Source organism: Actinomadura kijaniata NBRC 14229 (assembly GCF_001552175.1).
GTDB lineage: Bacteria > Actinomycetota > Actinomycetes > Streptosporangiales > Streptosporangiaceae > Spirillospora > Spirillospora kijaniata.
This window is the reverse complement of record NZ_BCQR01000122.1, coordinates 18,806-37,720: the sequence shown is the minus strand read 5'-3', so window position 1 is coordinate 37,720 and position 18,915 is coordinate 18,806. Positions and strand designations below refer to the sequence as shown.

General features: G+C 75.7%; 18 protein-coding genes. 5 read left to right on the top strand and 13 right to left on the bottom strand.

The window, feature by feature from the left end:
* On the top strand, nt 1-1,038 hold a 1,038-nt coding region (locus AKI01S_RS51940), incomplete at its 5' end, for a YncE family protein (RefSeq protein ID WP_169814051.1).
* Between the two features lie 10 nt (nt 1,039-1,048).
* On the opposite strand, the gene AKI01S_RS32590 is transcribed toward AKI01S_RS51940, so the two are convergent.
* Nucleotides 1,049-4,195: an AfsR/SARP family transcriptional regulator gene (locus tag AKI01S_RS32590; protein ID WP_067826297.1), complete on the bottom strand. Its 3,147-nt coding sequence runs from the start codon at nt 4,193-4,195 to the stop codon at nt 1,049-1,051.
* Between the two features lie 209 nt (nt 4,196-4,404).
* Here AKI01S_RS32590 and AKI01S_RS32585 point away from each other — a divergent pair, with 209 nt between their 5' ends.
* Nucleotides 4,405-4,623 carry a hypothetical protein gene (locus tag AKI01S_RS32585; RefSeq protein WP_067826296.1) on the top strand — a complete coding sequence of 73 codons (219 nt, stop codon included), beginning with the start codon at nt 4,405-4,407 and terminating at the stop codon, nt 4,621-4,623.
* Nucleotides 4,596-4,874: a hypothetical protein gene (locus tag AKI01S_RS32580; RefSeq protein ID WP_245681874.1), complete on the top strand. Its 279-nt coding sequence runs from the start codon at nt 4,596-4,598 to the stop codon at nt 4,872-4,874. The genes AKI01S_RS32585 and AKI01S_RS32580 overlap by 28 nt, the downstream gene beginning before the upstream one ends.
* Before the next feature lie 2 nt (nt 4,875-4,876).
* Here AKI01S_RS32580 and AKI01S_RS32575 read toward each other — a convergent pair whose 3' ends face one another.
* Both AKI01S_RS32575 and AKI01S_RS54395 read right to left on the bottom strand, forming a co-directional pair.
* Nucleotides 4,877-5,176 carry a DUF6506 family protein gene (locus tag AKI01S_RS32575; RefSeq protein WP_067826294.1) on the bottom strand — a complete coding sequence of 100 codons (300 nt, stop codon included), beginning with the start codon at nt 5,174-5,176 and terminating at the stop codon, nt 4,877-4,879.
* A gap of 9 nt (nt 5,177-5,185) precedes the next feature.
* Entirely contained in the window at nt 5,186-6,100 is a 915-nt protein-coding gene (locus tag AKI01S_RS54395) for a LysR family transcriptional regulator (RefSeq protein ID WP_218009906.1), read from the bottom strand.
* A gap of 61 nt (nt 6,101-6,161) precedes the next feature.
* On the opposite strand from AKI01S_RS54395, the gene AKI01S_RS32565 reads away from it, so the two are divergent.
* A complete protein-coding gene (locus AKI01S_RS32565; protein ID WP_218009905.1) occupies nt 6,162-6,698 on the top strand; it encodes an SMI1/KNR4 family protein in 537 nt (178 codons plus the stop codon).
* 1 nt (nt 6,699) lies between these two features.
* On the opposite strand, the gene AKI01S_RS32560 is transcribed toward AKI01S_RS32565, so the two are convergent.
* From AKI01S_RS32560 to AKI01S_RS32520, 9 genes are read right to left on the bottom strand one after another with little or no spacing between them, the layout of a single operon-like run.
* Nucleotides 6,700-7,131, bottom strand: a complete 432-nt coding sequence (locus tag AKI01S_RS32560) for a TadE/TadG family type IV pilus assembly protein (RefSeq protein ID WP_067826288.1) — start codon at nt 7,129-7,131, stop codon at nt 6,700-6,702.
* The gene (locus AKI01S_RS32555) at nt 7,128-7,580 is read right to left on the bottom strand and encodes a TadE/TadG family type IV pilus assembly protein (protein ID WP_067826286.1); all 453 of its coding nucleotides are present in this window, start codon (nt 7,578-7,580) and stop codon (nt 7,128-7,130) included. Before AKI01S_RS32555 ends, AKI01S_RS32560 begins: the two co-directional genes overlap by 4 nt.
* Complete coding sequence (locus tag AKI01S_RS32550; protein WP_067826284.1) at nt 7,580-7,966, bottom strand: TadE/TadG family type IV pilus assembly protein; 387 nt, start codon at nt 7,964-7,966, stop codon at nt 7,580-7,582. The genes AKI01S_RS32555 and AKI01S_RS32550 overlap by 1 nt, the downstream gene beginning before the upstream one ends.
* A 47-nt stretch (nt 7,967-8,013) precedes the next feature.
* Nucleotides 8,014-8,226, bottom strand: coding sequence for a hypothetical protein (locus tag AKI01S_RS32545; RefSeq protein WP_067826282.1), 213 nt, complete (start codon nt 8,224-8,226; stop codon nt 8,014-8,016).
* Nucleotides 8,227-8,251: 25 nt separating this feature from the next.
* Nucleotides 8,252-9,163, bottom strand: a complete 912-nt coding sequence (locus tag AKI01S_RS32540; protein ID WP_067826280.1) for a type II secretion system F family protein — start codon at nt 9,161-9,163, stop codon at nt 8,252-8,254.
* Nucleotides 9,160-10,116 (bottom strand): type II secretion system F family protein, encoded by a 957-nt coding sequence (locus AKI01S_RS32535; RefSeq protein ID WP_218009904.1) that lies wholly within the window; start codon nt 10,114-10,116, stop codon nt 9,160-9,162. The genes AKI01S_RS32540 and AKI01S_RS32535 overlap by 4 nt, the downstream gene beginning before the upstream one ends.
* Nucleotides 10,113-11,420: a TadA family conjugal transfer-associated ATPase gene (locus tag AKI01S_RS32530; protein WP_067826278.1), complete on the bottom strand. Its 1,308-nt coding sequence runs from the start codon at nt 11,418-11,420 to the stop codon at nt 10,113-10,115. The genes AKI01S_RS32535 and AKI01S_RS32530 overlap by 4 nt, the downstream gene beginning before the upstream one ends.
* Nucleotides 11,421-12,284 carry a hypothetical protein gene (locus tag AKI01S_RS32525; RefSeq protein WP_067826274.1) on the bottom strand — a complete coding sequence of 288 codons (864 nt, stop codon included), beginning with the start codon at nt 12,282-12,284 and terminating at the stop codon, nt 11,421-11,423.
* A 4-nt stretch (nt 12,285-12,288) separates the two neighbouring features.
* Nucleotides 12,289-13,158: a hypothetical protein gene (locus AKI01S_RS32520; protein ID WP_157420311.1), complete on the bottom strand. Its 870-nt coding sequence runs from the start codon at nt 13,156-13,158 to the stop codon at nt 12,289-12,291.
* 433 nt (nt 13,159-13,591) lie between these two features.
* Here AKI01S_RS32520 and AKI01S_RS32515 point away from each other — a divergent pair, with 433 nt between their 5' ends.
* The gene (locus tag AKI01S_RS32515; protein WP_067826272.1) at nt 13,592-18,139 is read left to right on the top strand and encodes an FtsK/SpoIIIE domain-containing protein; all 4,548 of its coding nucleotides are present in this window, start codon (nt 13,592-13,594) and stop codon (nt 18,137-18,139) included.
* A gap of 42 nt (nt 18,140-18,181) precedes the next feature.
* Here AKI01S_RS32515 and AKI01S_RS32510 read toward each other — a convergent pair whose 3' ends face one another.
* Nucleotides 18,182-18,913 carry a hypothetical protein gene (locus tag AKI01S_RS32510; RefSeq protein WP_067826270.1) on the bottom strand — a complete coding sequence of 244 codons (732 nt, stop codon included), beginning with the start codon at nt 18,911-18,913 and terminating at the stop codon, nt 18,182-18,184.
* Between the last annotated feature and the right edge of the window lie 2 nt (nt 18,914-18,915).

Here is an 18,915-nt window from a genome sequence, read left to right as displayed (position 1 = left end):
CCCGCGCCCTACGTCACGCCGGCGACGCCCGCGCCGCGTTCCGGGGCGGGGATCCCGGTCGCGGCGACGCGGCCCGACGTGTACGCGGCGACCCGGGCGGGGGTGCTCACCGCGGCGGCGCGCTCGGCCCCGCCCCGGCTGTACGTGCCGAACGCCCGCACCCGCACCGTCGACGTCATCGACCAGCGAACGCTGCGGGTCGTCGCGCGGGTGCGGACGGGCGCGGCGCGGGTCGTCGCGGGGTGGGACCTGCGGCGGCTGTGGGCGGTGGGCGGCGGGTTCGTCCCGCTGGACCCGCGCACGGGGCGGGCGGGCAGGCCGTCGCGGGCGTTCGGCGCGGACGGCGTGTACTTCGACCCGTCCGGGCAGGCCGCGCTGGCGCTGGGGGCGGCGCGGCGGCGGCTGGTCTTCCACGACCCGCGCACGATGCGGGCGCGCGGCGTGCTGCGGCTGCCGTGCGTGGCGCGGCACGCCGACTTCTCCGCCGACGGAACGTTCCTGGTGGCCAGTTGCGGGAGCGGACGGCTGGTGCGGATCGACCCGGCGCGCCGCGAGGTCACCGGGACGCTGGCGCTGCCCGCCGGGTCGCGCCCGGGCGACCTGCGGCTCTCGCCGGACGGGACGGCGTTCTACGTCGCCGACGCGGGGGCGGGCGGGGTGCGGCTGGTGGACGCGATCCGGCTGCGGGAGACGGGGTTCGTCCCGACGGGGCCGGGGGCGCGGGGGCTGGTGGTGAGCCGCAGCGCGCGGCGGCTGTTCGTGCTGGGGTCCGGGACGGTGACGGCGGTCGACTTCGGCACGCGGCGGGTCGTGGCGCGCTGGGCGCTGCCACGCGGCGGGGCCGCCGAGGCGGGCGGGCTGTCGGCCGACGGCGGCCTGCTGTGGCTGTCGACCCCCGCGAGCGGCGTCGTGTACGCGCTGTCCACGCGCACGGGCCGGGTGGTGCGACGGGTGAAGGTCGGCGGAACGCCGCGGGCCCCGCTGGTGCACCCGCAGCCGGGACGGCGCTCACTGGGCGGACCGGGCCTCTACCGCTGACGGCGCGCCGCTAGCGGACCGAGACCTGGTGCCATTCCGGGAGCAGCTCCTCCACCAGCGCCTCGGTCTCCGGCTGGAGCTGGTCCAGGTACGGGTCGCGGGCCCGGCGGTCGCGCAGCTCGTTCGCGGTCGCCTGGAGCTGGGCGACGTCGCCGGACGCGTGCGTGGCGCGCAGCAGGTCCCGCCACAGGCCCTCGTCGTCGGGCGCGAGCCGCAGCCCGGCCCGCGCCGCCGCGACCGCGCCGCGCGCGTCGCCCTCGTCCAGCCGCAGCAGGACCAGCCGGTGCGCCACGTCCACCACCCGCGCCGACGCCTCGTACTCCAGGTCCTCCCCGGCCAGCCAGGCGTAGCGGCCGCGCGGCCGGTCGGCCAGCACCGGGCCGCGCACCAGGTCCAGCGCGTAGGACATGTAGGCGGTCTCGGAGGCGGGCTCGGCCGCCGACCGCCACACCAGCCAGCGGAACACCGCCCAGTCGACCCGCACCTCCGAGCCGAGGCGGATGCGGCCCCGGTCGTCGGTGTAGAGGTTGGGGCGGCCCCGGGAGTCCAGGCCGAGCCAGTCGCCGACGCGGGCGATCGTGGCGTCCCGGACGCTGGCGTTGACGCCGCGCGGCCAGATCGCGCCGCCGAGGACCGTGGGGTGCACGCCGTTCGGGTGGGTGGCCAGGTAGACGAGGACCTCGGTGCACAGCGCGCGGCGCGACTCGTCCATCGGGCCGGGCGCGTCCACCTCGATCGGGCCGAGCAGGCGCAGCTCCGCCGACGCCTGCTGGGCGTTCGGCGGCTGGACCTGGTCGGACGGCTCGGGCAGCGGGGTCGAGTCCACGCGGTCGGCCGTGCGGAACAGCTCGAACACGCCCCGGTACTGCTCCTCGGGCACCAGCTGCGCCGCGACCTCGAAGCCGAGCACGCCCGCGTGCAGCCGCCCGTCCTCGTCCACCTCCCAGGTCCAGGTCGCGCCCTGCACGTCGCCGGGGACGAGGTATCCGGCGGCCATGCGCGTCCCGGTGCGGGCGAGGGCGACCAGGCGGTCGGCGTCGCGTTCGTCGGGCTCGTCCGCCATGATCAGGTAGTGCGGCATCCAGGCCTCGCCGAACACCCCGCGGCAGCGTCCGGTCAGCACCGAGTCCACGCCGGAGGCGGCCAGGGCCTGCCGCACCTCCTCGCTGCGCGCCTCCAGCTCGGGCAGCGCCTCGACCAGGGTGGGCACCGCGCGGACGCGGTCCGGCGCGACCTCGGCCAGGCCCTCGGCGAGCTCCTGCCCGAACCCGACCAGCGTGATCCGCATGTGGTCGGACCAGCGGTTGGTGGCCAGCTCCAGGGCGAGGGCGGCCAGCACCGCGCGGCGCTGCTCGTCCGGGCCGCGCACGGCGATGAGCCCGTGGGCGGCCTCCAGGTCGACGAGGATGCGGCCGTTGTCGTTGGTGCCGATGGAGGCGAGGCCCGGGTAGGGGGCGAGCACGTCCGCGAGACCGGCCGCCTCCAGCTGCGGCAGCGCCCCGGCGTGCAGCCGCCACACCTGCCCGTCGTCGAACGCCTCCCAGGGGGAGGGCGGGTTCCGGTCGGCCGGGGCGACCCACAGGTCGAGGCTGCCCGACCCCAGATGGACGCCGTAGACGGTGGGCAGGGCGCGGCCCCCGGCGGCCATGGACTTCGACAGGTGCCGCAGGCCAAGGTCGAGCAGGTGCGCGGCGGTGTTGTCGGCGCCGACGCGGAGGGCCTGCTCGGTCCGCGCGGCGCGTCCCTCGGGCCGGGGGATCATGTGCCCGAACGCCCGCCGCCACATCTGCTCCCGGCGCCGCCGCCCCAGCGCGCTGAGCAGCCCGGCGGCGAGCAGCGAGGCGGCGGCCAGCCCCTCCGGCCAGCCGAACTCGGCGGAGAAGGGGGAGGTCTCCTGCCTGGCGCTCTCCCGCCCGGGAACGCTGGCCCCACCGGTCTCGGCACTGCCGCCGAACTCCCCACCGGGCCGCGCCGCCCCGGAGGGCTTGGGCGTTGCGGAGGGCTTGGGCGTTGCGGAGGGCTGGGCCGTCTCCGAAGGCTTGGGCGTCGCCGAGGGCTTGGGTGACTCGGAAGGCTTGGCCGTCTCGGTGGGCCGGGGCGTCTCCGAAGGCTTCGCCGTCTCGGTGGGCTTGGCGGAGGCCGGGGGCTCCGGGCGGGGGGTCTCGGTCTTCAGGGGCGGAGCCGGGGGCGCGGGGGCCGGGGTCTCCGGCGCGGGCTGCTTCGGAGGCTCGGGCCGTTCGGAAGGCTCGGGCCGTTCGGAAGGCTCGGGCTGCTTCGGGGGGTCGGGGCGTTCGTCCCGTTCGGGGACGTCGTGCCCGTGCTCGTAGTAGTCGTCGAGGTCCTGGACGGCGACGACCCGCACGCCCTTGGCGTCGGCGGGCATCTCCAGGATCCAGCCGGGCCGGATCAGGCTGGCGATGCTGAGCCTGCTGCCGTCGGGCTGCGTCCGCCCCTTGTTCAGCTCGTAGATCTCCTTGTACCGGCGGCCCTCGCCCAGGCACTTCTCGGCGATCTCCCACAGGCTCTCGTGATGCCGCCCCTCCGGCGGTTGCACGCGGTAGATCTTCGTGGTGCGGGCCTTGGCGGCGGGGGTTCCGGCGAGCTCCTCGGCGACGCGTTCCGCGGCCTGCTCGGGGGCCTGCCGCGGCTCCTGCGCGACCGGGATCCGGTGGAACTCCTGCGACTGCGTCTGCACCGGGGTGTGGGACAGCTCCCGCCCGGCGAACGCGGGCATCACCGCCGTCGTCGCCGTGAACAGCAGCAGCGCCGCCACCACGAGACGGTGCACCAGCGACTGCGTTCCCCCGGCCAGCGGCACCCGCGCGGGGACCCCGACGCCCCGCACGGCCGCGTAGACCTCGACGACGACGCACGCCGCGAGCTGGAGCCAGGCGAGCCAGACCAGCGCCACCAGCACGGTCAGCAGCTGCTCGGGCCCGACCTGCTCGGTCAGGTCCGACACGCTCGGCAGCTCGTCCGGGACCGGCGAGCCGAAGAACGTCACCAGCGCGTACGGCACGCCCGCCAGCAGGGCCGCCAGCGCCACGAGGGCGCCGAGCCCCGCCAGCACCTCGCCGGGCCCGCGCCGATGCCTGATCTTCACCGGCCGCCGCGGGCCCCGGCCGAGTCCCGGGCCGCCAGCCTGTCGTGTCACCATTGCGCGCCCATCCGATCGATCGGTCGCCGGCCTGTGATCGAGCTGACCCCAAGCCATCGTAAACACGCCCCACAGGCCCGCAATGCCCGGCGGATAACTATCCCGCCTCACTCTCCCTGACCGGTCGAGTCCCGACCGGTCACACGTTCCACAGCAGCCCTTTCGAAAAGCCGAACACGATCAGTGGCTCGTTGATGACTTTCCGTGCCATGCCGGCCCCCTGGCACGACATCCTGACCGAGACGTTCAAGGAACGTCCCGAGCTCGCCGTCGATCTCCTGCGCGACGGGCTGGGGCACGACCTGCCCCGCAACGCCCTCGTCCGCGCCGAAAGCGGCAGCCTCAACACCCGGAACTCCCAGGACCTCCACGTCGACACCGTCACCGTGATCGGCCCGCCGTGCGGCGCATCCTGGAGGAGCTCATGAAGGCGTCCGCCCCGCTTCGCATCGTCACCCCGATGGGCAAGGAGATCTTCAGTCAGGGCAGGACCGAGGGCAAGGCCGAGGGCGAGGCCGAGGCGCTGCTGACCTTTCTGGAAGCGCGCGGCGTCGAAATCCCCCACGACGCGCGCGAACGCATCCTCTCCTGCACTGACCTCGACCAACTGAACACCTGGCTCCGCCGTGCCGTCGCCGCCACATCCGCGGCGGAGTTGTTCGACACGGACGGAGCCTGAGGTCAGGCGAAGAGGGCGTGGAGGGCGTTGGTCGCTTCGGGGCCGTAGGTGACCGTGCCGACGGGGACGCGGCCGTCGAGTTCCTCGATCACGCGGGCGGTCCAGGTCGGGCCGAACGCGCCGCACAGCTCGATGAGCTGCGCGCCGTCGGCGGCGAGGCGGGCCGCGACCGGTGGGGCCTGGTCGGGGCGGGAGACGCCGACCAGGACGGTGCGGCAGGTTCCGGTGTCGTTGACGGTGATGTCGCGGGCGGGGTCGCAGCCGTCGGCCACGTAGATGAAGCCCCAGTGGGTGAGTGCCATGTGAGGCAGCTAACCCGGGTGGTCGGCGGCGCGTCCACGAGGCGTTCCCTCATCGGTGTGAGGTCCGGCCTCAGCGGCCAGTTCGGCGGCCAGGGCGCGCAGCCGGGCGGCGGACGGGTGTGACGGGTCCCACACCAGGGCGTGGCGCAGGCGCGGGGCGTTCGGGAGCGGCCGCCAGGTGAGGTCCGCGCCGACGGCCTCGTCCCGGTGGGGGCGCATCGCCACCAGCGACGGCGTGTGCGCCAGCTCGGCGGCGAACAGCGACCGGCGGGGTGGTCCCGGGCGGACGCGGCGCGGCCGCCAGCCCGCGGCGTGGAAGGCGTCGAGCATCGTGTCGTGGTAGCCGGGGGCGAGGTCGCGGTCGAACCACAGCAGGTCCTGGTCGCGCAGGTCGCCCCAGTCGAGTTCGCCGCGTGCGGCCAGCGGGTGCCGGGACGCCATGAGCACCCCCAGCGGCACGTCGCCGACCACGCGGGTCTCCAGGTCCCCGGTGTCGGCGGGCAGCACGACGAGGCCCAGGTCCAGGGTGCCGTCGCGCAGCCGCGCCAGCTGGCGGCTCACCGGCAGGTCCCGCAGTTCGGCGTCTCCGGCGTGCGTGCGCAGGGACGCCACCACGTCGGCGGGCGCTCCCGGTGTCACGCCGACGCGCCACGCCCGGTCGCCGTCGGCGACGCGGCGGACGGCGCGGGCGCCCGCCCCGGCGGCGTCGAGGCAGCGGCGCGCGTAGGGCAGCAGCGCGCGCCCGGCGTCGGTGGGCTCCATGCCGCCCGGCGTCCGGTGGAACAGGGGCGCGCCGAGTTCGCGTTCCAGCGCGATGATCTGCTGGCTGAGGGAGGTGGGCCTGATGCCGAGGAGCTCCGCCGCGCGGGTGAGGTGCTCCTCCCGCGCCACGACCTCGAAGTAGCGCAGCTGCCGCAGTTCCACGGAGGCCACAGTGCCATGTCCGGCGGTGGGAATGTCAGCTCCGGTCGGCATGATCGGGTACATGGGGAACACCGATCTGGTGCGGCGGGTCGCGGCGAAGGCCCGCGCGACGGAGGAACGGCTGCCCGAGTGCGCGAGCGAGGCGGAGATCGCGGTCGCCGAGGCCGAGCTGGGGTTCGCCCTGCCTCCGCTGCTGGCGCGCCTGTACCGCGAGGTCGCCAACGGCGGTTTCGGGCCGGGCCAACGGCTGCTCCCGGTCTCGGGACCGGGCCCGACCGTCGTCACCGCCTACTGGGAGGAACGCGAGCCCGACCCCGGCGGCGGCTGGTACTGGCCCCGCGGCGTGACGCCGGTCCTGGACTGGGGGTGCGGCATGTACGCGGCGGTGGACTGCCTGGACGAGCGCGCCCCCGTCCTGCTCTACGAGCCGAACCCCTACGGCGGCGGCCGTCCCGAGGCGTGGTTCCACGACGCGCCGTCGCTGGCGGCGTGGCTGGAGAAGTGGCTGACGGGCCGCTGGTGGTGGGACGAGGAGCCCGGCTCGGACGCCGCCGCCCTGGTCCCCTGGCCGAACGCGGCCGGACGCCTGGCCGGGTAGGTCAGGGTGCGTCGTCCTGGCCGGTCATGGGCTGGGCCGAGGCCGAGGAGCGGACCGTGAACGACCCCAGCCCCGGCAGGATCCCCAGGAAATGGGAGTCCACCGTGAGCTGCACCTCGACCGTCACCTCGTCCTCGTCGGCGTCGCAGCCGCGTCCGGTCACGTTGTCGCCGTAGTCCCCCACGAACGCGCAGGCCGCCGCGCGGGCCCGGCCCGGGTCCAGGATCGGCTCGCCCGTCTCGCGGAGGCGGGCGTCGTCGATCTCGTTGGCGCCCGCGCGGGCCGCCTGCTCGGCGATGTCGGCGGCGCGCTGGCGGGCGTGGATGGCCAGGCCGCCGTCCACCAGCAGGCCCGCGAGGACGAAGACGATCGGGGTGAACAGCACCACGTACAGGCTGGCCGCGCCGCGGTCGCGGTCCGGTTTCCGGCTCATCGGCCGTCACCTCCCGGCGGGGCGTTGACGCCGTCGGTGCCCCGGTAGGTGTAGGTGTCGATCGGGGCCAGGGCGCGGCCGGTCAGCGTCCTGCTGCCCGGCAGTCCGATGAACGCCAGGTCGCCCAGGTCCACGTCGCAGGTGATGGTCACGGCCACGCGCCCGCCGGGACCCCACGCGCCGGTGTCGGTGCTCACCCTCGGGCCGCCCGCGCACCAGCGGCTGGTCCGGAGGGTGGCGGCAGCCGCGTCCTGGGCCATGCCCTGCGCGCCGCCCGCGCTGCGCGCCACCGAGGCGGCGCGGGCCGCGTCGCGGGCGGCGCCGTCCATCTGGCTCTTGGCGTCCACCAGCCGGCCCGCCCCCGCCAGCAGCAGCAGGAACGCGACGAACAGCGGGGTGATCAGCACCATCTCCAGCGACATCGAGCCCTGGTCGTCCCGTACGCGCATCAGCCCGCCCCCTCGCAGGCGGTGCCGGAGCCGACGTCGGGCCGGAAGCACTCGATCGGCCCCTCGGACCGCTGGGTGACGTGGAACGTCATGAACGGCACCACCCGCACCGCCTCGCCCCTGACCTCGACCCAGCGCTGGTCGCCGTTCTCCCCGGCCCGCACGCTCAGGCCCGTCAGGAGGTTCGCGCCGATCTGGCGGACGTCGCCGGTCGCCTTCGCGACGGCCTGGTCCTGCCAGCCGCCACCGTCGGGCTGGGTGCGGGCCACGCGCGCGCCCGCCTGCGCCGCCGCCAGCGCGACGTGCCGGGCGTGGTACACCATCGCGAACTGCACCACCAGCAGCAGCGCCAGCAGCAGCACGGGCGTCAGGAGGGCCCACTCCATCGAGGACACCCCCTCGTCCCGGGGGCGGGAACGCCGACGCACCGCCGCTACCCCACGTTGATGCTGTTGGCCTTGTTGGTGACGATCCGGTAGATGATGCCGCCGACGGCGATCGCCAGCAGCGCCAGCAGGCCGGTGATGATCGCCCATTCGACGGCCGACGCGCCGGTGTCGTCGTCGGCCCCGTCGCGGAGCCGCCGGACCCGGGTGTCGAGCATCGCCTTGAGGTAGACCACGAGCGGGTCGTTCTGGGGGTTCACGGGGTTCTCTCCTTCGACTCGGTCGTCAGGTGGACATGATCCGTATCAGGGCGGGATAGACCAGGAAGAGCAGGAAGCCGAGGCACAGCAGCATCTGCGCGATCAGCATGCTCTGGGAGCGTTCGCCCGCCTTGCCCTCCAGTTCCGAGATCTCCCGGCTGCGCATCGACGCGGCCCGGGCCGACAGGGACTTGCGGATCTGGGCGCCGTCGTCGGCGACCAGGGCCAGCGCGCCCGCCAAATCGCTGAGCTCGGCGATGTCGAGCTCCTCGCCCAGGCCGCCCAGGGCCTGCCAGGGAGTCTGACCGGTGATGCGGGCGTTGGCCAGGGCCTCGTGGATGCGCTGCATCGCCCAGCCGTCGCCGACGCCCGCGGCCGTCTGCAACGCCTCGGGGACGCCGCGCCCGCCCGCCAGGTTCATCGAGACCAGGTCCAGGAACGCGCCGACCACGTGCCGGAAGTCCTGGCGGCGCTCCTTGGCCTCCTGGCGCAGCTGCATGTCGGGGATGAAGAAGAACAGCGCGGCCAGCAGCAGGCAGACCCACACCGGGAACTGGAGGGACGCGCCGAACCCCAGCAGCGCGAAGTACCCCGCCATGAGCGGGATCAACAGCAGCGCGGCGGCGGGCAGCAGGAACTTCGTCGCCAGGAACGCCTCCAGCGACCGGTCGGTGATCGCCAGGTCGGCGCGGACCGACCGCAGCTTCCAGCCCCGCTGCTCGGCGAGGGCGGCCAGCGGCCGGCCCACCCGGGCGCGCAGGCCGCCGACCCTCTCCAGGCGCGGGGACACGCGGCGGGCGTTCTCCTGGCCGCGGCGGCGGGCCGCGTCGAACGCCGCCAGCCGCGCCGCGAGCCCGGGGCGCGGCGGGAACAGCGCGCGGTACAGCAGGTAGAGGCCGAGTCCGACGACCGCGCCGGCGAGCAGCGGACCGTTCACTGGCGTCCCCCTCCCCCCGCGTCCATGGTGTGGCGGCCGCGCAGCGTGCGGCCCTGCCAGCCCGCGACCGTCGAGGGGACCTGGCCGGGGACGCCGGGCCGGTCGGCGTTCCCGCCGGACAGGAAGCGGGCGGGCATCTCGTGCCGGGCCAGGCGGCGCAGCCACAGGAACGCCCCCGCGTACAGGGCGATCACCACGCACAGCACGAGCTGCCCGAGGAGGTCGTCGTAGGGCTCCACGTAGGAGTGGTTGAACACCGCCAGGCCGAGCGCGGTGCCGACCGACACCCCGACGACGATGCGGACGCTGCGCCGCGTCGAGCGCCGGTCCGCCTCCACCCGGCGCCGCATGTCCAGCTCCGCGCGGGCCGACCCCGCCAGCGCGCCCAGCATGTCGCGCAGGCCCGGGCCGCGCAGCCGGGCGTTCAGGATCAGGGCGGCGATGACCAGGTCGGCGGACGGGTCGTCCAGGTCGTCGGCGAAGCGGCGCAGCGCGTCGGGCATCGGGACGCGCGTGTGCAGGCGGTCCACCAGGTCGCTCAGCGGGCGTTGCAGGGCGGGCGCGGCGGCGCGCAGCGAGGACGGGATCGCCTGCTCCAGGCCGACCGCGCCGGCGATGGTGTCGCGCAGCGACTCGGTCCAGGCCGCCAGGGCCTCCAGCCGGGCCATGCCGCGGCGCTCCTCGGCCGCGCCGCCCGCCAGGCCGTTCCAGCCGAGGACGAGGACGGCGGTGCCGAGCGCGGCGATCGGCCAGCGCGTGAGGACCAGCACCAGGACGCCGGCCATGCTCGCCAGCGCCGCGCGGGTGGTGAGCGTCTGCACCAGGCCGCGGCGGGACCGGCCGGGGCGGCCGGGCCGGACGGGCATTCCGCGCAGCGCCAGCGCCAGCAGGATCACGCCGCCGCCCGCGAGTCCCCCGGCGAGGACCGCGAGCATGACGTCGGGCGCGTTCACCAGGCACCGGCCCCGTCGTAGGCGGTGTCGTAGCCGAACTCGGCGAGCTCGTCGGCGCAGGAGATCGGCGCGGCCGGGACGGCGACGCCGTCGGGCCCGAGCGCGAACACCTCCGACGACAGCACGCGGCCGTCGCAGCCGGTCACCTCGCGGACGCTGGCGACGTACCGCCGCAGCCGCCCGCCGGTGGCGTAGTCGTTGCGCTTCTGGATGAACACCACGAAGTCGATCGCCCCGGCGATCAGCATGTGGGTGGCCTCGACGGGCAGGCGCTCCTCGGACTGGATCGCGTAGGTGGCGATGCGGTTGAAGACCTCCATGGAGGAGTTGGCGTGGATGGTCGACAGGGAGCCGTCGTTGCCCTGCGTCATCGCGTTGAGCATGGTGACGATCTCGTCGCCGAGGACCTCGCCGACGATGACGCGGGAGGGGTTCATGCGCAGCGAGCGGCGGACCAGCTCGGCCATGGAGATCGCGCCCTGGCCCTCGGAGTTGGGCAGGCGCTGCTCGAACGCGACGCAGTTGGGGTGCAGTTCGGGGAAGGCGTCCAGGCCGAGTTCCAGGGCGCGTTCGACGGTGATGAGGCGTTCGGCCGGGGGGATCTCGTTGGCGACGGCGCGCAGCAGGGTGGTCTTCCCGGCGTTGGTCGCCCCGGCGATCATGATGTTCTTGCGGGCGAGGACGGCGGCCCGCAGGAAGCGGCCGACCTCCGGGGTGAACGTGCCGGTGCCGATCAGGTCGGACAGGAACACCTTGCCCAGGCGGGCGCGGCGGATCGACAGCGCGGGCCGGACCGTGACGTCCATGACGGCCGAGAGCCGGGAGCCGTCGGGCAGCCGCAGGTCGAGCTGGGGGTTGGCGGTGTCGAACGGCCGCGACGACAGGCCGCTGTAGGCGGCGAGGATCTGGATGAGCTCGACCAGCTCCTCGTCGGACTCGGCGACCGGCTCGACCATGACCTCGCGGCCGTCGGCGTAGCCGACGAACACGCGGTCGCAGCCGTTGATGTCGATGTTCTCGATCTCGGGGTCCTCCAGCAGGGGCTGGAGGCGGCCGACGCCGAACAGCGCGGCGTGGACGCCCGCGGCGAGGGCCTCCTCCTCCTCGGCGTTGGGGGGACGGCGGCCGGCGGTGATCTCGCCGCGCGCGTACTCCTCCAGGACCTGGCCGATCAGGGCGCGGGCGAACTGGCGCTCGTCCTCGCCCGACATCGGCGGCAGGCCGTGGGCGGCGTCGAGGCGGCGCTGCTGGGCGAGGCGGTCGCCGACCTCCTGGCGGAGCCGTTTGACCAGGCCGTGGTCCATCTAGCGCCTCCCCTCCAGCTCGGGTTCGGGTCGCGCCCCGGGCTGCGGCGCGGCGGGGCGCGCGGCCAGGCGGCCGACGAGCGTCGCGGCGACCTCGCGGGCCGAGCGGATCAGCAGCGACCGGTCCAGCCGCCCGCCCCACTGGCCCGACAGCAGCTCCGCGCCCTTGGGGTCCAGGGCCAGGCCGCCCAGCACGGTGACCGGCGCGGGCGGCGGGCCGGACGCCGACGCCTCGGCGCGCAGTCGCTGGTGGGCGCCGGCGACGATGCGGTCCACCTCGGCGATCGAGGCGCGGTAGTCGCGGGGGTCGGCCAGCACGATCACCCCGATCGGCGGGCCGCCGCGCAGCTCGGTGGCCAGGACGGCGAGGCGTTCGCGCAGGTGGGCGACTTGTTCCAGGGTCGCGCGGGTGAACAGCACGACCAGGTCGGCCTCCCGCATCAGGTCGATGAGGGGGGAGCCGGCGCCGAGCCGCCCGCAGTCGGCGAGCACGTCCACCGGGTCCAGCCCGGCGAACGCGCGGGCCAGCGGCCCCCACAGCCAGGTCATCCCCTGGGCCTGCTCGGCGCCGGTGATGCCGACCAGGACGTCCAGGCCGCCGACCAGGCGCTGGCAGTGCTCGGCGATCTGGTCGGGGCGCAGGCCGCGGCGGGCGGTGGCGGCGAGGCTGAGCAGGCCGCGCGCGGGGTTGAGCATGGCCGTGCCGTCGTCCGGGGCGGCGGCGGGCAGGCGGTAGACCAGGTCTCCGCCCGCCTGGTCGCATTCGGCGACCAGCACCGGGCGCGGCCACACCGCGCCGAGCGCGACGGCGGCGGTGGTGACGCCCGGCGCGCCCTTGTCTGCCGCGAGCGCGATCAGTGCCACTGGTTCAGTTCCCGCCTGGTCCGGGGGACGGGGTGCCGTCCGCGGGGGTGGTGCCGGGGCTCTGCCCGCCGTTGCCGGGGCGGGCGGGCTTCTCGTTGGTGGCGGGCGGCGTTCCGGAGCCGGGGACCACCCGCGTGCCGTCGGGGATCAGCGCGACGGCGACCGCCCCGGCGGAGGCCGCCTGGGTGAGCTGGGCGACCTCGCCGGGCGGGACGGCGACGTCCAGGGTGGTCTGGTCGTCGCGGATCCGGCTGCCGCCGCCCGGCTGGTTGATGTTCACGATGATCGCGTCGGTGGACAGGACCGTGCCGGGGCGCGGGCCGCTGTTGTTGTTGCCGCCGCCGACCGCGTAGAGGCTGACGTGCCGGTTGACCGCCAGGTCCCTGGTGGCGGGAAGCTGGCCGGGTTTGAGGGCGAGGCCGACGACGAGGCGGCCCCGGTGGGCGGCGCTGTTGCGGCTGACCATGCTGTTGGTGAGCAGCGTGTCCGGGGACAGCGGGACGAGGGCGTAGTTGCGGGCGACCTCGGCGCGGTGGGACCAGTTGATGTACGGGATCCCGGTGTCGCCGATCTGCACCTGCCGCATGGCGCCGGCGGGGATCTGCTGGCCCGCCGCGACCGGCTGCGTGATCATGATCGCCGAGACCCGCTGGCCGCTGGCCATCACCAGGTAGGCGCTGGTCAGCGCGCCGCCGAGAATGAGCAGTACGGCGAGCGCGGCGAGCGCGGGCTTGCGTTCGCGGGGCGCGACGGGGAGTCGCTGCCCGCCCCCGGAACCCAGCCCGGAGCCCAGCCCCGGCTGCCCGGATCCCGGCCGGGAGTTGGTGACACCGCCCCTGACGGCCGACTGGTCAGACTTCATCGCGCTGGCCACGTGCTCCTTCCCCGCCCCTCGGGAGCCGCCGTTCACCGCGAGATCCCGAAACACCGAGCGATCCATGCTTGCGGGGGCCGCGACGTCGCGTCAATGGATTCGGTGAGGTGAAGCCGTCCCGTGACTCGGCGTGTCCGGGGGCACCTCCCTGACCAGGGATTTCGCCGACCACTTGGACTCTGACGAACGGTCACACGAATCACTGACAAGGACGAATACGGACAGATTGATATGGGCGTTATGTCCGTTCCATTGGACCCGAATCGCCGGTGTCTCCGCAGGTCAGATCGTGGATCGCCGGTAGCGGCCCGATTCCGTCGGCACGGGTAATTAAGCTGTTCCGCACGGCGCGCGCACGAGGTCGCGGAACGGACGGGCAGGCGGCGCCGACGGCCCCAGACCCCGGGACATCGCGATCGATACGGAGGCTCGCATGCGGATCTCGTGCACGGCGCTGACCGCGCGGGGGCCCCGGGACATCGTGATCGACCTGGACTCCGGCCAGACGGTCGGGGAGGTCGCGCACGCCCTCTTCCGCGCGCTGGACGACGACGCGCCCACGGCCGCGCGGGCGCCGGGACCGGCGACCGGGCCCTCCGGCGTTCCCGGGCCGCGCTTCACCAAGCAGGCGCTCGCGACCGCGACGCGCACCCGCGACAGCGCCGGGGCGGGGCAGCGGGCGCTGTGGCTGGACGGCCGGATGGTCGACCCGCAGGCCCTGGCCGCCAAGGAGCTGCGCGACGGCGCGGTGGTCGCGCTGGACCGGCGGGCCGCCGCCGCGACCCTCCAGGGCGAGCCGACCGGCCTGGTGGAGGTGCGGGTCGTGTCCGGGCCCGCCGCCGGGTCGGTGCACCGTCTCGGGCTGGGCGACAGCACCCTCGGGTCGGGGTCGCCGGGGTCGGGCGCGGGCGCGGACATCACGGTGGACGACCCGGGGATCCCGGCGCGCGCGCTGCGGATCACCGTGGGACGGGACCGGGTGGAGGTCGCGCCGGTCGAGCGGACCCGCGCCTGGCTGGACGGGACGGAGCTGACCGGGCCCGCCGCCTGGCCGTCCGGGGGGATGCTGGCGCTCGGGTCGATGGTGCTGACCTGCGTTCCCAGCGGCGCGCCGGACACGCACCTGGAGCCGCTGCCCGAGGGCGGGCTGGCGTTCAACCGGCCGCCCCGGCTGCGGCCCGCCGCCCGGTCGCGGCGGCTGGAGGTCCCCAAGCGCCCCGAACGCAACCCCAAGGAGCGGCTGCGGCTGTTCGGGGCGCTGCTGTTCTCGGCGTTCGGGCTGGTCATGGCGTTCGCGTTGCAGCAGTGGTGGTGGGCGCTGTTCGCGCTGGCGTGGCCGGTGATGACGCTCGGCGAGTGGATCGGCGACCGGATCCACGGCCGCAAGTCCTACAAGAAGGCGCTGAAGGAGTACCAGCGCAGGTCCGCCGAGTTCGGCGGCGAGCTGGACCGGCTGCGGCGGGAGGACGAGACCGAACGCCGCGCGGCGCACCCCGATCCCGCCGAGGTGCTGCTGACCGCGACCGGGCCCCGGCGGCGGCTGTGGGAGCGGCGCCGCGACGACGCCGACGCGCTGCACCTGCGGGTCGGGCTGGCCGACCTGCCCGCCCGGATCGAGCTGGTCGGGAACGACACCGCCCCGGACGGCGAGGGCGGGATCGAGATCCCCCGGTCGCGGATGGTGCCGGTGGCGCTGCCGCTGGCCGACCTCGGCGTGCTCGGGGTGTGCGGGCCGCGCGACGCGTCCCGGGGCCTGGCGCGGTGGCTGGTGGCGCAGGCGGCGGCGCTGCACAGCCCCCGCGACCTGGCGATCGTCGTGCTCACCGCCGACCCCGACGCGGACGCCGACTGGAACTGGGTCCGCTGGCTGCCGCACTGCGCGCCGCGCGAGGGCGAGGAGTGCTCGGCGCTGGTCGGCACCGACCCCGAGTCGGTCGCGCACCGCGTCACCGAGCTGGCGATGCGCGTCACCGAACGGCGGCGCGCGGCGCAGGCGTCCTCGGCGTTCTTCGGGCGGGAGCGGGCCGCCGAGAACGCGCCCCACAACATCCTGGTCGTGCTGGACGGGGCGCGGGCGCTGCGGCGCGTTCCGGGCATGCCGATGCTGCTGTCGCGCGGCCCCGAGTACGGGCTGTACGCGATCTGCGTGGACGACGAGGAGCGGCTGCTCCCCGAGGAGTGCGCCGCCGTCGCCGCCTGGGACCCGGCGCGGCCCGCGACGGTGCGGCTGCGCGGCGAGGGCCTGGACGTGATCGGGCCGGTGCTGGCCGACCAGGTGTCGACGTCGTGGACGGACCGGATGGCGCGGGCGCTGGCGCCGGTGCGGGACGTGTCGCGCGAGGACGCCGGGGACGCGCTCCCCTCCGGCGTCCGGCTGCTGGACCTGCTGGACATGGGGACGCCGACCGCCGAGCACGTGCTGGAGGCGTGGGCGCGGACCGGCGGGCGGACGACGCGGGTGCCGGTCGGGGTGACGACCGACGGCGTGTTCCAGGTGGACCTGCGCGCCGACGGGCCGCACGGGCTGGTCGCGGGCACGACCGGGGCGGGCAAGTCCGAGCTGCTCCAGACGCTGATCGCGTCGCTGGCGGTGGCGAACCGGCCGGACGAGATGACGTTCGTGCTGATCGACTACAAGGGCGGGGCGGCGTTCAAGGACTGCGCGCGGCTGCCGCACACCGTCGGGATGGTCACCGACCTGGACGGGCACGCGACCGAACGCGCCCTGGAGTCGCTCGCCGCCGAGCTGCGGCGCCGCGAGGAGATCCTGCTCGACGCCGGGGCCAAGGACCTCGACGACTACAACGACCTGCGCGCCACCCGCGCCGACCTCCCGGTCGTGCCCCGGCTGACGCTGGTCATCGACGAGTTCGCCGCGATGGTGACCGAGCTGCCCGACTTCGTGGCCGGGCTGGTGGACATCGGGCGGCGGGGACGCTCGCTGGGCGTCCACCTGATCCTGGCCACGCAGCGGCCCGCCGGGGTCGTCACCGCCGACATCCGCGCCAACACCAACCTGCGGATCGCCCTGCGCGTCACCGACCCCGACGAGTCCACCGACGTGCTGGACGACGCGTCCGCCGCGCAGATCTCCAAGGCGACGCCGGGACGCTGCTACGTGCGTTCCGGGGCGTCGTCGCCGCAGGCGGTGCAGTCGGCGCGGATCGGGGGGCGGCGGCCGGGCGCCGCGGGGCGTTCGCCGGGCGCGGCGGTGCGGCCCCTGCCCTGGGCGGGGCTGGGACGCCCGGTGCCCGCGCCGCGCGAGCCGGGCGACGCCGAGCCGATGGTCACCGACCTGGCCGTGCTGGTGCAGGCGGTGGGCGAGGCGGCGCGCCGGGCCGGGATCGAGCGCCGGCCGTCGCCGTGGCTGACGCCGCTGCCGGAGCTGATCCGCCTGACCCCGCGCACGGCGGCGGGCGGGTCGGTGGTGGAGGTCCCGCCGATCGAGTTCGGGGTGACGGACCTGCCCGCGGTGCAGTCGCGGGAGCCGCTGACGCTGCCGCTGGCGGGCGGCGGCCACCTGTACCTGGCCGGGTCGCCGCGGTCCGGGCGCTCCACGGCGCTGCGCAGCGTCGCGGGGGCGCTGGCCGGGGCGTGCTCCCCCTACGACGTGCACCTGTACGCGATCGACTGCGGCGCGAACGCGCTGCTGCCGCTGGTGTCGCTGCCGCACTGCGGGGCCGTGGTCACCCGCGACCAGCTCGACCGCTGCGAACGCCTGCTGGCCGCGCTGTCGGCCGAGGTCGCCCGCCGCCAGCAGCTGCTGGCCGAGGCGGGCTTCGCCTCGCTGGCCGAGCAGCGCGCCGCCGTCGCCGCCACCGACCGGCTGCCGTGGATGGTCCTGATGCTGGACCGGTGGGAGGGGTTCACCGCGGCGTTCGAGCACTACGACTACGGCCGCCTGGTCGACCAGGTCCTGCGGCTGCTGCGCGAGGGCGCGGCGGTGGGGCTGCGCGCGGTGTTCACCGGGGACCGCTCGGGGCTGACCGGGCAGGTGTCCACGGTGTTCGACCGCCGCCTGATCCTGCGGATGGCGGACCCGAACGACTACGGCTACGCCGGGTTGCAGGACAAGCAGGTGCCCGCCGCGATGCCGCCGGGGCGGGCGCTGGAGGTGGTCGGCCCCGGCGTCCCGCCGCGCGAGTCGCAGATCGGCCTGCTGGGCGACGACCCGTCCGGGACGGCGCAGGTGTCGGCGTTGCAGGACATCGCGCGCACGTGCGTGACGCGGTACGGCCGCCTCCCCCGCCGCCAGCGCCCCCTGCACGTCGACGAGCTGCCGGTCCGCGTGACCTACCGCGAGGCGATGGCGCTGGACCCCGACTTCCTGGCGCCGTCGCCGCTGTGGGCGCTGGTGGGCGTGGGCGGCGACACGCTGGCCCCGGTGGGCGTCGACCTGCTGAACGAGGGGCCGGGCTTCATCGTCGCGGGCCCGCCGCGTTCGGGCCGCTCGACGGCGCTGTGCACCGTCGTGCGCTCCCTGCTGGACCCGGCGGTGGGCGGCGGCCTGGTCCCGGTGGTCCTGGTCACCCCCCGCCGGTCGCCGCTGCGCGACCTGGCGGGGCTGCCCGGCGTCCTCGGGCACCTCACCGCCGACGCCGGGATCGAGGACCTGGAGGCGGCGATCGGCGACGAGCACCGCTACGCCGTGGTGGTGGACGACGCCGAGCTCCTCGACGAGACCGACCTCGACGACGCCCTGCGCGAGGTGCTGCGCACGGCCCGCGACGGCGAGCACGCGCTGGTCATCGGCGGCACGACCGAGGACCTCGGCCGGGGCTACCGGGGCTTCCTGGCCGACACCCGCCGCTCCCGCTCCGGCGTGCTGCTGTCGGTGGACAATCCCGACGACGGGGAGCTGTTCGGCCTGCGCCTGCCCCGCAACGCCTCGCTGGGCGGCCCGACGGGCCGGGGCCTGTTCGTGGCGACGGGCCTGACCACGCAGATCCAGGTGGCGCTTCCCCCGGGCGACGAGGACTGAACGCCGGGACCGGGTGACAGGGCCCGGTGACAGGGCCGGGCGTCAGCCGCCGAGGCGGAGGCAGGGCGTCCGGGCGCGGATGGTCAGGTCCTGGTCGTGCTCGCCGGGCAGCAGTTCGGTGCGGACGCCGTCGCCGTTCTCGAACGCGGCCTCGTGCTTGCGGCCGACCGCGTGGCGTCCCCGGGACAGGCGGTCCGCCACGCGGTCCACCAGGGCCTGGCCGTGGTCGGTCCCGATCGTCGTCGTGAACTCCACGCGGCCGGTCCCGGCGGGTTCGACCAGGCCGGTCCCGCGGCCGGCGTAGACCCAGCAGTCGCCGGGGCGCGGCACGCGGCGCACCTCCCCGGGCCTTCCCCCGGCCAGCCGCGCCGCCTCGTGCAGCTCGGCCCGGGCGCGGCGTTCCGCCTCCTCCCGGGGCAGCGGCGTGAAGCGGTCGGTGAAGGGGGCGTAGCGGCGTTCGGGCGCGTAGAGGTCGGGGGCGAGACCCACCGCCCATCCCTGCGTCGCCAGGCCCGCCACCAGCCAGCCGCACACCACCCCGGCCCCCAGCGCCCGCGGGCCGCGCGCCAGCAGCGCGACGCCGGCCCCGAGACAGCCGACGGCGCACCCGGCCGCGACCGCCAGCACCAGGCCGAGGGAGGGCGGCGGCGGCATCCACCGCCGGTCCGGGGCCGCCGCGACCCCGGCCGTCCACATCAGCAGCGGCGACGACAGCACCCCGCACGCCACCGCCGCGAGCACGCCACCGCCGACGCCCTGGCCGATCCGGCGCATCC